This is a genomic window from Desulforamulus hydrothermalis Lam5 = DSM 18033 (genome assembly GCF_000315365.1).
Taxonomy (GTDB): domain Bacteria; phylum Bacillota; class Desulfotomaculia; order Desulfotomaculales; family Desulfotomaculaceae; genus Desulfotomaculum; species Desulfotomaculum hydrothermale.
Genome location: NZ_CAOS01000011.1, coordinates 230958 through 244188, shown reverse-complemented (window position 1 = coordinate 244188; position 13231 = coordinate 230958). Strand labels below are relative to the sequence as shown.

The following is a 13231-nucleotide window of genomic DNA, read 5'->3' as shown; positions in this document are numbered from 1 at the left end:
AGTTTTGGGGAAAAGGGGGGGAAAACCCACCATCCCTGGTTGTTTTTGCAACCCCACATCCTTTTCCACTTAGCCTGTCTGGGGACCTTTAGCTGTTGGTTTTGGGCTGTTTCCCTCTCGACTACGGATTTTAGCACTCGCAGTCTGACTCCCGGATTTGGCATCGCGGCATTCGGAGTTTGATTGGGTTCGGTAACCCGTGAAGGCCCCTAGCCCATTCAGTGCTCTACCTCCGCTTGCCATCATCCGAGGCTAGCCCTAAAGCTATTTCGGGGAGAACCAGCTATCTCCTGGTTCGATTGGCATTTCACCCCTACCCACACCTCATCCGCCTCCTTTTCAACGAAGGTCGGTTCGAGCCTCCACTTTATTTTACTAAAGCTTCACTCTGGACATGGGTAGATCACCAGGTTTCGGGTCTACTCCAACGTACATCTCGCCCTCTTAAGACTCGCTTTCGCTTTGGCTCCGGCTTTCCTGCCTTAACCTGCACGTTAGATGTAACTCGCCGGTCCGTTCTACAAAAAGTACGCCGTCACGCTTCGAAGTTCGATGTTCGAAGTTCGTGGTTCGATACAAGCATTCCTTTGGGGTCTTTTTTATTTAGTCCCGTAAGATCTGACATGCATTCGAACGTCGAATCTCGAATATCGAACCTCGAATAGCGCTCCGACAGCTTGTAGGCATACGGTTTCAGGTTCTCTTTCACTCCCCTCCCGGGGTGCTTTTCACCTTTCCCTCACGGTACTGGTTCACTATCGGTCGCTAAGAGTATTTAGCCTTGGGGGGTGGTCCCCCCGGATTCCCACAGGGTTTCACGTGTCCTGTGGTACTTGGGATTCCTTCTATAATCTTCAACCTTTCGCTTACAGGTGTGTTACCTTCTGTGCAGTGCCTTTCCAGACAGCTTCAGCTAGGTCTTCAATTACTTCTTGAAGGTCCCGCAACCCCATACCTCCGTAGAGGTTTGGTTTAGGCTCGCCCCTTTTCGCTCGCCGCTACTGGGGGGGTCGATGTTTCTTTCTCTTCCTCCGGGTACTTAGATGTTTCAGTTCCCCGGGTGCCCTCCTCTGTGCCTATGGGTTCAGCACAGGGTGACGGAGGTTCCCTCCGCCGGGTTGCCCCATTCGGGTATCCACGGATCTCTGCCTGCTTGCGGCTCCCCGTGGCTTTTCGCAGCTTTCCACGCCCTTCGTCGGCTCTTAGCGCCAAGGCATCCGCCGTATGCCCTTTCTTTCTTGACCTACTTTCGCTCGGTTACTCATGTTTCTTTGAGTTTCCTGCTTTTTTTGCGACGCTTTTCTTGGCTGTTTAGTTTTCAAGGAGCGTTTGAGAGTCCTTTGTTCAACCGCTTTATCGGTTGCCCGGTCTCTCAAAACTAAACAGTATGAATGATGGATGATCGACCGGAGTTCGCGCGCCTTCTCTAAGCCGCGCCGTTAACTCTTTAGAAAGGAGGTGATCCAGCCGCACCTTCCGATACGGCTACCTTGTTACGACTTCACCCCAATCACCAACCCCACCTTCGACGGCTGCCTCCTTGCGGTTAGCTCACCGGCTTCGGGTGTTGTCAGCTTTCGTGGTGTGACGGGCGGTGTGTACAAGGCCCGGGAACGTATTCACCGCAGTATGCTGACCTGCGATTACTAGCGATTCCGACTTCATGTAGTCGAGTTGCAGACTACAATCCGAACTGAGACCGGCTTTCTCGGTTTCGCTCCGCCTCACGGCTTCGCTTCCGTCTGTACCGGCCATTGTAGTACGTGTGTAGCCCAGGACATAAGGGGCATGATGATTTGACGTCATCCCCACCTTCCTCCGTTTTGTCAACGGCAGTCACATTAGAGTTCCCGACTTCACTCGCTGGCAACTAATGTTAGGGGTTGCGCTCGTTGCGGGACTTAACCCAACATCTCACGACACGAGCTGACGACAACCATGCACCACCTGTCTCTATGTTCGCGGGGGGTATATGCACTGTATCTCTACAGCTGTCAGAGGATGTCAAGCCCTGGTAAGGTTCTTCGCGTTGCGTCGAATTAAACCACATACTCCACCGCTTGTGCGGGCCCCCGTCAATTCCTTTGAGTTTCAGTGTTGCCACCGTACTCCCCAGGCGGAGTGCTTATTGTGTTAACTGCGGCACTGGTGGGGTCGATACCACCAACACCTAGCACTCATCGTTTACGGCGTGGACTACCAGGGTATCTAATCCTGTTTGCTCCCCACGCTTTCGCGCCTCAGTGTCAGTTACAGTCCAGAGAGCCGCCTTCGCCACTGGTGTTCCTCCCAATATCTACGCATTTCACCGCTACACTGGGAATTCCGCTCCCCTCTCCTGCACTCAAGTCCACCAGTATCAGAGGCAATCACGGGGTTGAGCCCCGAACTTTCACCTCTGACTTAATGAACCACCTACGCGCCCTTTACGCCCAGTAATTCCGGACAACGCTCGCCCCCTACGTTTTACCGCGGCTGCTGGCACGTAGTTAGCCGGGGCTTCCTCTCCAAGTACCGTCATCTATTCTTCCTTGAAGACAGAGGTTTACAACCCGAAGGCCTTCTTCCCTCACGCGGCGTTGCTCCGTCAGGCTTTCGCCCATTGCGGAAGATTCCCCACTGCTGCCTCCCGTAGGAGTCTGGGCCGTGTCTCAGTCCCAGTGTGGCCGGTCGCCCTCTCAGGCCGGCTACCCATCGTCGCCTTGGTGGTCTCTTACACCACCAACCAGCTAATGGGACGCGGACCCATCTGATAGCGATATTTCTTTCCTCTCACTGTCATGCGACAGCCAGAGCGTATCCGGTATTAGCAGCCGTTTCCAGCTGTTATCCCGGTCTACCAGGCAGGTTATCCACGCGTTACTCACCCGTGCGCCACTATTCTCGAAGTTCGACGTTCGAAATTCGAAGTTCGATTTGCTTTTACTCGACCTTCGAACCTCGAATGTCGAACCTCGAAAACCGTTCGACTTGCATGTGTTTGGCCACGCGTCGACTAGTCAGGGGGGGGGGGATCAAACTCTCCATAAAATATCTTGAATATTTTACAAGAGTTTTGGCTCTTGTCGTTGTCCGTATTTCCCGTAAGCATTTACGCTTGACGAGGTTGTGGTCTGTCACAGTCTCATCTTCTCGATGACTTTTGACTTGACCTGTTGTGCATCCATCATCTACTGTTTAGTTTTCAAAGACCGTTCGGGCTTGCAAAGTGCCCTCGATTTGAAATGTTACCATATCGCAAAATCTGTGTCAAGGATTATTTGTAAATGTTTTTTAATCTTATTATCTGTCATCCGGTAGTGCTTTTTGTGCCCGGCCGGGTTTGCCGCCGGGCGACAAAAAGTATTTTACCATTCCCGGCGGCTTGAGTCAAAAGGTATATTATGTTATTTTTTAAAAATCCCGCGGTCTCATTAGGGGGAACAAAATGACATCTCTAATAGAAGGAGAGTTAGTAAGCAGCATTACCAAACGGTCAATGCCGATTCCCAGTCCGCCGGCCGGCGGCATGCCGTATTCCAGGGCCTGGATGTAATCCTCATCATACATCTGGGCTTCCTCATCGCCTGCCTTGCGTTTTTCAACCTGTGCTAAAAACCGCCCCTTTTGGTCGATGGGATCATTCAGTTCTGAAAAGGCGTTGGCCATTTCCCGGCCATAGATGAAAAGTTCAAAACGATAGGTTAGTTCAGGATTTTCCTTTTGACGTTTGGCCAGGGGCGAAATATCAACCGGGTAATCAATGACAAAGGTTGGTTGAACCAGCTTGTCCTCAACCTTTTCTTCAAAAACTGTGTTCAGAACGTCGCCCCATGAAGCACCGGGTTCTATCTCCAGCCCCAAGGACCGGGCAGCTGCCCGGGCTGCCTCAGCTCCCTTAAGCTGGTTGAAGTCTAACCCGGAATGCTCTTTAACAATTTCCAGCATGGGTACACGACGCCAGGGTTTGGCCAGGTTAATTTCTACCCCTTCATACAATACGGTGGTTGTGCCCAATACTTCTGCCGCCACATTAGATATAAGGTCTTCCGTAAGATCCATCATGTCTTGATAATCGGCATAAGCCTGGTATAGCTCAATCATGGTAAATTCCGGATTGTGCTTGGTTGAAATCCCCTCATTCCGGAAGTTCCTGTTAATTTCGTATACTTTATCAAAGCCGCCCACCAGCAGGCGCTTTAAGTAAAGCTCGGGCGCTATTCTCATATACAGCTTCATATCCAGCGCATTGTGGTGGGTAATAAAAGGTCGTGCACTGGCGCCGCCGGCTATGGGATGCATCATCGGTGTTTCCACTTCCAGGAAGCCCCGTTGATCCAGATAATTGCGAATTGCCCGCACCACCTTGCTGCGAATGACAAAGGTTTGTTTTACTTCCGGGTTGACAATCAAATCGACATAACGCTGGCGGTACCGCAGGTCAACATCCCTTAAGCCGTGCCACTTTTCCGGCAGCGGCCGCAGGGACTTGGACAATATCTTGTAACTGTCGATATGTACCGTAATTTCGCCTTTGCGGGTTTTAAATACTTTGCCGGCACAGCCAATAATGTCGCCAATATCCAGTTTTTCAAACCGGGCGTAATCCTCAGCCCCCAGGTCATCCAGTCGGCTGTAAATTTGAATGTTGCCGGTAGCATCCTGCAGGTTGGCAAAACTGGCTTTGCCCATAATCCGTTTAGCCATAATACGCCCGGCAATCACCACAGCTTGTCCGTCCATGGCTGAAAAATTGTTAATAATATCCAAAGCGTTATGAGTACGCCGGAACTTTTCTCCGTAAGGATCGATACCCTGGTTGATAAGCTCCTGCAGCTTTTCTCGGCGAACCCTCATTAATTCGTTAAGGTCCTCTGCCATGGGCTGGCCGGCTGCCGCCTCCGGCGGCGCCGGCTTAATGTTTTTTTGGTTTGTTTCAGACATATGCGTTAACCCCCAAGTGCTATTTCAAAATGTCTAAGATCTCATATTTTAAGATGCCTGCCGGAACAGTTACTTCCACAACACTGCCCTTGGGCTGGCCAAGAATAGCTTTGCCCACCGGCGATTCGTTGGATATCTTGTTAGCATCCGGGTCGGCCTCCACCGATCCCACAATGGTGTATTCTAAGACATCCCCAAATTCAAGATCCTTTAACAAAACTTTGGAACCCAAAGAAACAATTTCATTACCTAAATTTTCGTCATCAATAATTTTAGCATTGCGAAGCATCTTTTCCAGAGTCAGAATTCTGCCCTCAATAAAGGCCTGTTCGTTTTTGGCATCTTCATATTCCGAGTTTTCGCTGATATCACCGAATTCGATGGCCTGTTTGATTCTCTCCGCAACCTGGCGCCTTTTTACCGTTTTTAATTGTTCCAGTTCTTCCTCCAACTGTTTCAATCCACTGACCGTAAGCATTACATCTTTTTCTTTCATAAACTATTCTCCTTATCTCCAAATCTAATATTTTCTCTTTCTTCTGGAAATTAGCAAAAAGCCTAACTACAGTTAAAGCACTGCAAAAGGCTGCTACCAATTGCAGTGCTTCCCTACTTGGGTGATTGTTCCTGTACATTATAAAAACACCACGAATTATTTGTCAAGAATGCTTTGAGAACAACTGTCATAATTCTTATGATACCTTTATTATTGCCCGCTGCTTTATTAAATTAATCTCTTGTTCTGATATGGGTTTTTCAAAACTGCGAAAACCGGCCAGCTTGAAGCCATGTTTTTTTCCTAAATGATATATCTCCTCCACTTGTTGTAATGTTAACTCTCGCCCCAGCGTATAACTCTCCAGCCGCCCCTCTAAAGCCAGGATCATGGTTTCCGCCATGCAGGCATAGGCTGTTTTGGGAGGAAAGCCAAAATTAAAGTTAAAATTAACATCGCCCGGCACTTCAACGATACCCCCCTCAATAACCAGCACATCGTCACGTTCTTCCGCTACCCGCCGGGAAACGTCCCTGGGCCGCGCCACGTCGCAAACTACCGCCCCTGGCTTGAGATCTTCCGGCTCTATAACGGCATCAAGCGAACCGGTAACCGTCAACACCAGGTCGGCTTGCCGCAAGGCAGCTTTTGAATGAGCGGTTACCTCAGCAGCCAGGCCCGTTTCATACATTATCCGGTCTGCCAGCCGGTAAAGTTTAGCCTCGTTTCTGCCCACCAGAGTAAGATGCTTAACATCCCTGGCTAAAGCCAAAGCACAAACGCTGCCAATAGAACCGGTAGCACCAACCACCGTTACGCGGGCCCGTTTTAAATCATGGCCCATCAGTTGAGCTGCTTTTTTAGCACCTTCCAAAGCCATGGCAATGGTATAACTGTTGCCGGTGGTAACGGGAATTTTTAATTGTTTAGCCACTGTAATTCCCGCATCTCCTACCACTTTGCTAAACGCACCCAGCCCTATTACTTTGGCACCCAGCTTTTCCGCCAACCGGCCGGCCTGAATAATCTTATTAAGAACAAAAGGTTGCGGCAGAGACATCATTTGCCGGGCAGTCAGCAGGCAGGATACAAAAAAGCCTTCAGTTTCTGCCACCGCAGAGCGGATTCCCGTAATCGAAGAAATTTTTACGGGAGGAAGCAGCTTGAGGGCTTGTTCCAGCAAAGCATCCGGCATATAGCGAGTAAAGCCGAATTTTCTTGCCACGTCGCTAACATCAAGCGGATGAATAATAAAGGCGAATTGATTCATACTTGCTTCCCCCGTTCCCGTATTATGGGTTTTCCTTTACAATCATATGCCTGCCGGCCTGGATTCATTATTTAAAATGCCCCGCTTAAGGAAAAAAGTTTGCAGAGAGTACATCTCTTTCGGCAAATAAAATATCCTGCCTTAAGCAGGCAGGATCCAGAGTGTTGACAAACATTATCATGGTTGATGGTCCCCTTTGGTTCCGGTCTACGCACCGGCAGCGGCAGCACTATGATTCGCTACGTTGGCCATTGGGTCGCCGGTGGCTGTTAATGCCTTTAGAGCAGGCTTTTTAAGATATCTTCAATTTCCTTTCGACTTTGGGACTTGTTAATACTTTCTCTGATGCGTGCCGCTCCCCGGCAGCCTTTGGTATACCAGGCTGCATGTTTTCTCATTTCAAAGACAGCCACCTGCTCTCCTTTGGATTCGACCATTAAAGCCAGATGGCGCAGAGCGGTATTGATCCGTTCTTCGGTCGTTGGCGGCGGCAGTTCTTCCCCGGTGGCCAGAAAATGCACAATATCGCGGAATATCCAAGGATTGCCCATGGCTGCCCGGCCCACCATGATACCGTCGCAGCCGGTTTCCTGCAACATTCTCATGGCATCCCGGGGCGCCCAGATGTCGCCGTTGCCAATAACCGGAATCTGCAGGGCTTCCTTAACCTGTCGTATGATATCCCAGTCAGCCCGGCCGCTGTAAAATTGATTGCGGGTACGTCCGTGCACAGTTACCGCTGACGCACCGGCCGCCTCGACAATCCTGGCCAGCTCTACAGCGTTTACCGAATGCTCATCCCATCCCTTGCGCATTTTTACTGTAACCGGCACTCCGGGTACCGCCCGCACTACCGCTTCAACTATTTTCCCTGCCAAAGCCGGGTTTTTCATTAATGCGCTACCTTCACCATTTTTAACAATTTTAGGGGTTGGGCAGCCCATGTTAATATCTATCATATTGGCCCCGCGTTGTACCACAATGGCAGCGGCTTGCCCCATGGTATCAGGCTGCGAACCAAATATCTGCACACTCAGCGGAAAAGCCTCGCCCCGAAAATCAAGCATGCGATAAGTCCGGGGATTGGCATAAAGCAAAGCCAAATCGCTGACCATTTCGGTCACAGCCAAAGCACAGCCCATCTCCCTGGCAATAATACGAAATGCCCTGTCAGTAACTCCGGCCATCGGGGCGGCAATAACCGGGTTAGGCAGTTTGACAGAGCCTATTTGCATAACGCAGGCCCCCCTGCATCACCCTGCGGTTGATTGCGGTCATAAAGAATACGCAAACCGGTTAAGGTAAGGAACGGATTTACCTTATCAATCACGGTTGTTTCCCTGGCAATAATCTCCGCCAAACCACCGGTTGCAATCACTCGAGCTTCGCCGCCCAACTCTTGCTTCATTTTCTTAACCATAAATTCCACCTGCCCGGCGAAACCAAATATGATGCCGGACTGCATGGCGGTAACAGTATTCTTGCCAATCACCCCGGCCGGTTTAATTAATTCAACCCGCGGCAACTTGGCTGCTCTGGCAAATAAAGCTTCGGTGGAGATGCCGATGCCGGGTGCAATGGCACCTCCCAAATATTCTCCCCTGGCCGTTACACAGCAGAAAGTGGTGGCAGTACCAAAATCAACAATAATCAGCGGCCCACCGTATAAAGAATATGCAGCCACCGCATTAACAATGCGATCCGCTCCCACCTCCCGGGGGTTTTCCGTCTTGACGGAAATACCGGTTTTAATACCCGGCCCAACCAAAACGGGCTGCAGCGAAAAATATTTTTTTACCATCGACTCTATGGTACTGTTAATGGGCGGTACCACCGAGGAGATGATAACACCCTCCACTCCTTGCATATTGATATGGGATAAGCTGTACAGCTCTTTCAACAAGACACCGTACTCATCCGCCGTCCGGTTGCGATCAGTAGACAGGCGCCAGTGGGCAATCAGATTTTTGTTTTGAAACACTCCGAAAACAATATTGGTATTACCTATATCAATTGCCAGTATCAAACTTTTCACGCCTTTCCGCTTAATAAGTTACAATATTTCATGCTAGAATTTTAACCCTTTAATAATCCAAGAGCAATTCTACCAAATTTATTTTCTTTTATAAATAAAGGCTATAATATTTTGTTAGCCAATCCTTCCGGCTGATAATTTTTACTATTTTAACTTTGCTTTTTGCTAAAGGAAAATAACTTTTAACAAAGAATAATTTATTATTATTTTTTTAGTTTACCATTTTAGTATACTTTAAAACCGGAAAGGAGTATTGATTATGAGCGAAGCACCAAAAGCAGCTATTTTACAACGGGATAACCAAACTTACGCTATTGTACCAAAAACAGGTTTAGCAGGCTTATTAAATGCTGAAATTCTACGCAAATTGGCAGATGTAGTAGAAAAATATCAAATTCCTGTGGTAAAGCTTACCGCTTCACAACGTATTGCGCTGGTGGGCATTAAAGAAGAAGATGTCAACAAAGTATGGGATGACTTGGGTATGGAACCCGCCCCGGCTACCGGTCTGTGTGTGAGAAGCGTGCAAGCCTGCCCCGGGTCTTCTTTTTGCAAGTACGGCAAGCAAGATTCCTTGAGCTTGGCCGCCAAACTGGATCAATTATTCAGCGGCACGCCGTTGCCCAATAAATTTAAAATGGGCATCTCCGGCTGTCCCTTAAACTGCTGCGAAGCCTGGACAAGGGACTTTGGCGCATTCGGCAAACCCAACGGCTTTACCGTTTTAATTGGCGGCAACGCCGGTGCTGCCCCTCACATCGGCAAAGTGCTGGCCGAAGGATTAACCGAGGAGCAGGTAGTTGATTTGGCAACCAGGTTAATTAATTATTATAAAGACAATGCCAAAAACGGCGAAAGAATGTTTAAATTCGTTGAACGTTTGGGCATCGAGGAAATTCAAAAGGCCCTCCTGTAGTTCAGCACCCGTTAAATAAGCTGCCGCATTACGGCAGTGTCGATAATGGTTGTAAAACAAAGTGAGGTGGTTTTATGATCCCCTGTCGGCGACTTGTCGAAGCACCGGTAACAGCACTTGATGAGCGAAAGGAGCCATTGGGGTGGCGCCCACAGGACGTGGGCGCCAGCCGAACCGGGCCAGGATGGCCCGTTTGAGGCGACCCCAATGGCGACCGTAGCGAATCATAGTGCTGTCGGTGCGTAGACCGGAGCCAAAGGGGATCATAAGCCACCGATTATGTTTGTCTACAGCCTGAAGCTGCCGCATTACGGCAGCTTTTGCTTAAGCGCCGGCGACAGTTCCGGCAGGCGACTGTGGATTGCCAGAGCAAGCACCGCCACTGCCCCTGCTTTTAACACATCCCACAAAACAAAGGGCAGCAAAGCCATCTTTAAAACTCCCATCACCCCAACTGCTTTCCCCAGATAAAAGTTTAATATTATATAGACATAGGGCAACCCCACCAGGTATATTACCGCCATGCCCGCCAGGGCAGCCGTCAGATAAGATAACTTGTTGCGTTTTTTATTAACTGACAGCATTTTTCCTGCTGCATAGGCAGCCAGGCACTGCCCCAATAAAAATCCAAAAGTTGGCTTCAACACATAAGCAATACCGCCGAAGGGTTGAGTAGCAAAAACCGGCAGCCCCAGCAAACCAAGCAGCAAATAAACTGCCACGCTTAGGGTGCCGATGCGCGGCCCCAGTAATACCCCGGCTAAAACTGCCACCAGTGGTTGCAAACTAAAGGGGATGGCTGCGTAAACAAAGGGTATCCGGGTAATTACCGTTACCACCACCATAACCGCAGCCATTAAACCCGCTAAAGCAATTTCTTTGCTGGTTAATTTCACAAAATAAACCTCCTTTGTTAACCTTTTTGTTTTATAAAGTTAACATTTAATCGAAACAAAAACCCCCCCTCAGTTTTGTATTTGGTGTATCAGCCCTTGCCATGCGGCAAGGGCTGTACATGACCAACCAGGTTCATTCAGCTTGAGGCGAGGGGCGGAGAGATACTTCACCTGAATAAAAAGTTTTGCAGGTGTTGTCTGGCAGTCGCAGGATCAAGGCACCGTTGTTGTCAATGCCTTCCATAATCCCTTCCCATACCCTGTGCAAATCACTTACCACTACTGAAGCACCATACCAAAGAGTAACCTTACTCCATTGCTCTTTCAGGGAAGCAAATCCCTCAGTATGCCAGAGGGCATATAAACTGTCAAGTTCTTCCAGGATAGCCTTTAGCACTTTTGTACGGCTCACCGGCCGGCCGCACTGCAACCGCAGCGAGGTAGCCGTGCTTCCCAAAGGGGCTAACTCTGACTCTGTTTGATTGACATTGACACCGATTCCTAACACCAAATACTTTACCCGGTCTGCCTCGGCTGCCATCTCAGCCAGAATGCCACAGAATTTGGCTCCTCCGGCATAAACATCGTTAGGCCACTTAATTCCGGCCCTGATACCTAATGTGCGTTCACAGGCCCGCACCACTGCCACAGCAGCCAACAGGGTAAACCGGGAAACTTCCGTCGGGTTAACCTGGGGATATAAAATTACCGAAAAGCATAGCCCCGCCCGGGGAGGACATTGCCAGGATCGTCCCAGGCGACCGCGGCCCCTGGTTTGCTCCTCGGTAATCACTGCCATCCCTTCCGCAGCACCCTGCCTGGCCAGTTCTTTGGCCAAATCATTGGTGGAGGCGGTGGTTTTTACATAATGTGTTTTACGGCCAATCAACCGGGTAGTCAGGCCGGAAAGCCACCCGGCCGGATCCAGCACATCCGGCACCGCCAGCAAGCGGTAGCCGGCCCGGGGCCGGGCTTCAATAGCGTAGCCGTCCCGCCGCAGGGACTCTATAATTTTCCACACAGCAGTTCTTGATACCTGTAACTGCTGGCAAATATACTCACCGGAAACATATGCAGGTTCTGTTTTTAATAAGTCAAGTATTTTTTGTTTAGCAGACATGTTATTCACCTTGTGGCATTTTAAACCATGATAACCGGTTTTGTCAACTATAATACATCAAACGGTTAACATTAAAATTGCAAAGAACTACTTTAATGACAAAAGCCAAAATTATTAAAAAACATCCCGTTTCACCATAAAGGCGGGACGGGATGCTTGGTTTTGCGCAGGGTTGCAACAAAGAAAAACGCTTTTGGAACAGCCACTGCAACTCCCTTAAGATATCCAGGGGCGTGTATAAAACTTTGATACGGTAACTCTGAAACGTATTTCCGCCGCACGCCAGGGCTTTTCGCAAAAGTGAGGCACTTTGCCGCCATGGGCATGCACCGGATTATTCTTTTTCTGGTTCTTTCTCCATTTGCTGACAAATTGACCGCCCTGGGAGTTGGCACCGGAACTGTTCAGGGTACCGCCGGCGGGGCGACGTGCCCGATCCTGCTTCATACTGAGGGCGGCTTTTAAGTTTGGGCATTGGCTATAATTTTTGGCAGAACAGTACTGTTTCCACCAGTTTTCCGGAATTACCAGTGTGTTTTGGGCAAAGCCGTGATCCAATAAGGCACTGCAACCATAGTTGCTTTTAGCATGGGGACATTTGCTCATAAGGGACACCCCCGTTTGTATACCCGCTGTTTGATACTATGTTATGCCTTAACGGACCGCCGGAAAATAGTACGCAAGAAGGTTTTTAGGGGGACTTAGGTCCTGTTTTGTTGTTTAATATCGCCAATATCCAGGCTGATATCCAGAGCTTTTACAGAATGGGTCAGGGCGCCTATGGAAATCAAGTCAACGCCTGCTTTCGCTACGGCTGTAATGGTTTCCTCGCCAATACCGCCGGAGGCTTCTACCAGCGCCCGGCCATCAATCATTTTTACCGCTTCCCGCATGGTGACGGGATCCATGTTGTCCAGCATAATGACATCCGCCCTGGCTTCCAGCGCTTCTTGTACACCGGCCAGGTTTTCTACTTCAACCTCAATTTTCACGGTATGCGGTACATTTTGTCTGGCAGCCAGTATTGCCTGGGTTATGCCGCCGGCCACCTTAATATGATTATCTTTTATTAATACTGCATCATATAAGCCAAAACGATGGTTGAAGCCGCCGCCCACCCGTACGGCATACTTTTCCAACATACGCAGCCCCGGGGTGGTTTTTCTGGTATCCACCACCCGCACCGGGTAAAGCTTAACCTTTTCCACCAACGCAGCGGTACGGGTGGCAATGCCGCTCATCCGCTGCAAAAAGTTAAGAGCCAGCCGTTCTCCCGTCAGGATGGCCCGGGCGTCTCCGGAAACTTCTGCAATTACCTCACCGGCCGCCAGCGTGTCTCCCTCTTTAACTCTGGCCGTAAAAACTATGTCCGGTGCCAGGTAATGAAACACCGCCCGGGCCACCGGAATACCCGCCACCACACCCGGCTCCTTGACATAAATGATGCCCCTGGCCACAGAGCCCGAGGGCACAATGCTGTTGGTGGTAATATCACCTGTTCCCATGTCCTCAGCCAGAGCTGTGGCAATTAATTTGTTTATCTCAAACATGTTTAGTTCCATCGGAACCCTCCGT

Annotated in this window: 11 protein-coding genes and 2 rRNA genes (1 of these 13 running past the window's edge); 1 reads left to right on the top strand and 12 read right to left on the bottom strand. The window is 49.6% G+C overall.

The window, feature by feature from the left end:
* From DESHY_RS14405 to DESHY_RS09335, 7 genes are all read right to left on the bottom strand, one after another.
* A 23S ribosomal RNA gene (locus DESHY_RS14405) occupies window positions 1–1244 on the bottom strand (its annotated part extends 329 nt beyond the left edge of the window); the annotation flags it as partial.
* A gap of 207 nt (window positions 1245–1451) precedes the next feature.
* Window positions 1452–3030: ribosomal RNA gene (locus DESHY_RS09360) — 16S ribosomal RNA — on the bottom strand.
* 363 nt (window positions 3031–3393) lie between these two features.
* Window positions 3394–4923 carry a lysine--tRNA ligase gene (gene lysS, locus DESHY_RS09355; RefSeq protein ID WP_008412234.1) on the bottom strand — a complete coding sequence of 510 codons (1530 nt, stop codon included), beginning with the start codon at window positions 4921–4923 and terminating at the stop codon, window positions 3394–3396.
* 19 nt (window positions 4924–4942) lie between these two features.
* The gene (gene greA / locus DESHY_RS09350) at window positions 4943–5419 is read right to left on the bottom strand and encodes a transcription elongation factor GreA (RefSeq protein WP_008412233.1); all 477 of its coding nucleotides are present in this window, start codon (window positions 5417–5419) and stop codon (window positions 4943–4945) included.
* A gap of 196 nt (window positions 5420–5615) precedes the next feature.
* Window positions 5616–6689 carry a Shikimate/quinate 5-dehydrogenase gene (locus tag DESHY_RS09345; RefSeq protein ID WP_008412231.1) on the bottom strand — a complete coding sequence of 358 codons (1074 nt, stop codon included), beginning with the start codon at window positions 6687–6689 and terminating at the stop codon, window positions 5616–5618.
* A gap of 278 nt (window positions 6690–6967) precedes the next feature.
* On the bottom strand, window positions 6968–7924 hold the full coding sequence (dusB, locus tag DESHY_RS09340; RefSeq protein ID WP_008412230.1) for a tRNA dihydrouridine synthase DusB: 957 nt from the start codon (window positions 7922–7924) through the stop codon (window positions 6968–6970).
* Window positions 7915–8715, bottom strand: coding sequence for a type III pantothenate kinase (locus tag DESHY_RS09335; RefSeq protein WP_048818024.1), 801 nt, complete (start codon window positions 8713–8715; stop codon window positions 7915–7917). Before DESHY_RS09335 ends, dusB begins: the two co-directional genes overlap by 10 nt.
* A 268-nt stretch (window positions 8716–8983) precedes the next feature.
* Between DESHY_RS09335 and DESHY_RS09330 the strand changes: the two genes are divergently transcribed.
* On the top strand, window positions 8984–9640 hold the full coding sequence (locus DESHY_RS09330; protein WP_008412228.1) for a nitrite/sulfite reductase domain-containing protein: 657 nt from the start codon (window positions 8984–8986) through the stop codon (window positions 9638–9640).
* A gap of 72 nt (window positions 9641–9712) precedes the next feature.
* Here DESHY_RS09330 and DESHY_RS13705 read toward each other — a convergent pair whose 3' ends face one another.
* The 5 genes from DESHY_RS13705 to nadC form a co-directional block, all read right to left on the bottom strand.
* The gene (locus DESHY_RS13705) at window positions 9713–9907 is read right to left on the bottom strand and encodes a hypothetical protein (RefSeq protein ID WP_072866248.1); all 195 of its coding nucleotides are present in this window, start codon (window positions 9905–9907) and stop codon (window positions 9713–9715) included.
* 41 nt (window positions 9908–9948) lie between these two features.
* Window positions 9949–10536, bottom strand: a complete 588-nt coding sequence (locus DESHY_RS09325; RefSeq protein WP_008412224.1) for a biotin transporter BioY — start codon at window positions 10534–10536, stop codon at window positions 9949–9951.
* A gap of 133 nt (window positions 10537–10669) precedes the next feature.
* Window positions 10670–11656 carry a biotin--[acetyl-CoA-carboxylase] ligase gene (locus DESHY_RS09320; RefSeq protein WP_008412223.1) on the bottom strand — a complete coding sequence of 329 codons (987 nt, stop codon included), beginning with the start codon at window positions 11654–11656 and terminating at the stop codon, window positions 10670–10672.
* A gap of 216 nt (window positions 11657–11872) precedes the next feature.
* Window positions 11873–12262 (bottom strand): hypothetical protein, encoded by a 390-nt coding sequence (locus DESHY_RS09315; RefSeq protein ID WP_008412222.1) that lies wholly within the window; start codon window positions 12260–12262, stop codon window positions 11873–11875.
* Window positions 12263–12357: 95 nt separating this feature from the next.
* Window positions 12358–13218 (bottom strand): carboxylating nicotinate-nucleotide diphosphorylase, encoded by an 861-nt coding sequence (gene nadC / locus DESHY_RS09310; protein ID WP_008412221.1) that lies wholly within the window; start codon window positions 13216–13218, stop codon window positions 12358–12360.
* Window positions 13219–13231: the final 13 nt, after the last annotated feature.

Excerpts from the sequence above, each read along its gene's own strand:
- greA (WP_008412233.1), bottom strand. The coding sequence starts at position 5,419 with ATGAAAGAAAAAGATGTAATGCTTACGGTCAGTGGATTGAAACAGTTG.
- DESHY_RS09330 (WP_008412228.1), top strand. The coding sequence starts at position 8,984 with ATGAGCGAAGCACCAAAAGCAGCTATTTTACAACGGGATAACCAAACT.
- DESHY_RS13705 (WP_072866248.1), bottom strand. The coding sequence starts at position 9,907 with ATGATCCCCTTTGGCTCCGGTCTACGCACCGACAGCACTATGATTCGC.
- DESHY_RS09320 (WP_008412223.1), bottom strand. The coding sequence starts at position 11,656 with ATGTCTGCTAAACAAAAAATACTTGACTTATTAAAAACAGAACCTGCA.
- DESHY_RS09345 (WP_008412231.1), bottom strand. The coding sequence starts at position 6,689 with ATGAATCAATTCGCCTTTATTATTCATCCGCTTGATGTTAGCGACGTG.
- dusB (WP_008412230.1), bottom strand. The coding sequence starts at position 7,924 with ATGCAAATAGGCTCTGTCAAACTGCCTAACCCGGTTATTGCCGCCCCG.
- DESHY_RS09315 (WP_008412222.1), bottom strand. The coding sequence starts at position 12,262 with ATGAGCAAATGTCCCCATGCTAAAAGCAACTATGGTTGCAGTGCCTTA.
- lysS (WP_008412234.1), bottom strand. The coding sequence starts at position 4,923 with ATGTCTGAAACAAACCAAAAAAACATTAAGCCGGCGCCGCCGGAGGCG.
- nadC (WP_008412221.1), bottom strand. The coding sequence starts at position 13,218 with ATGGAACTAAACATGTTTGAGATAAACAAATTAATTGCCACAGCTCTG.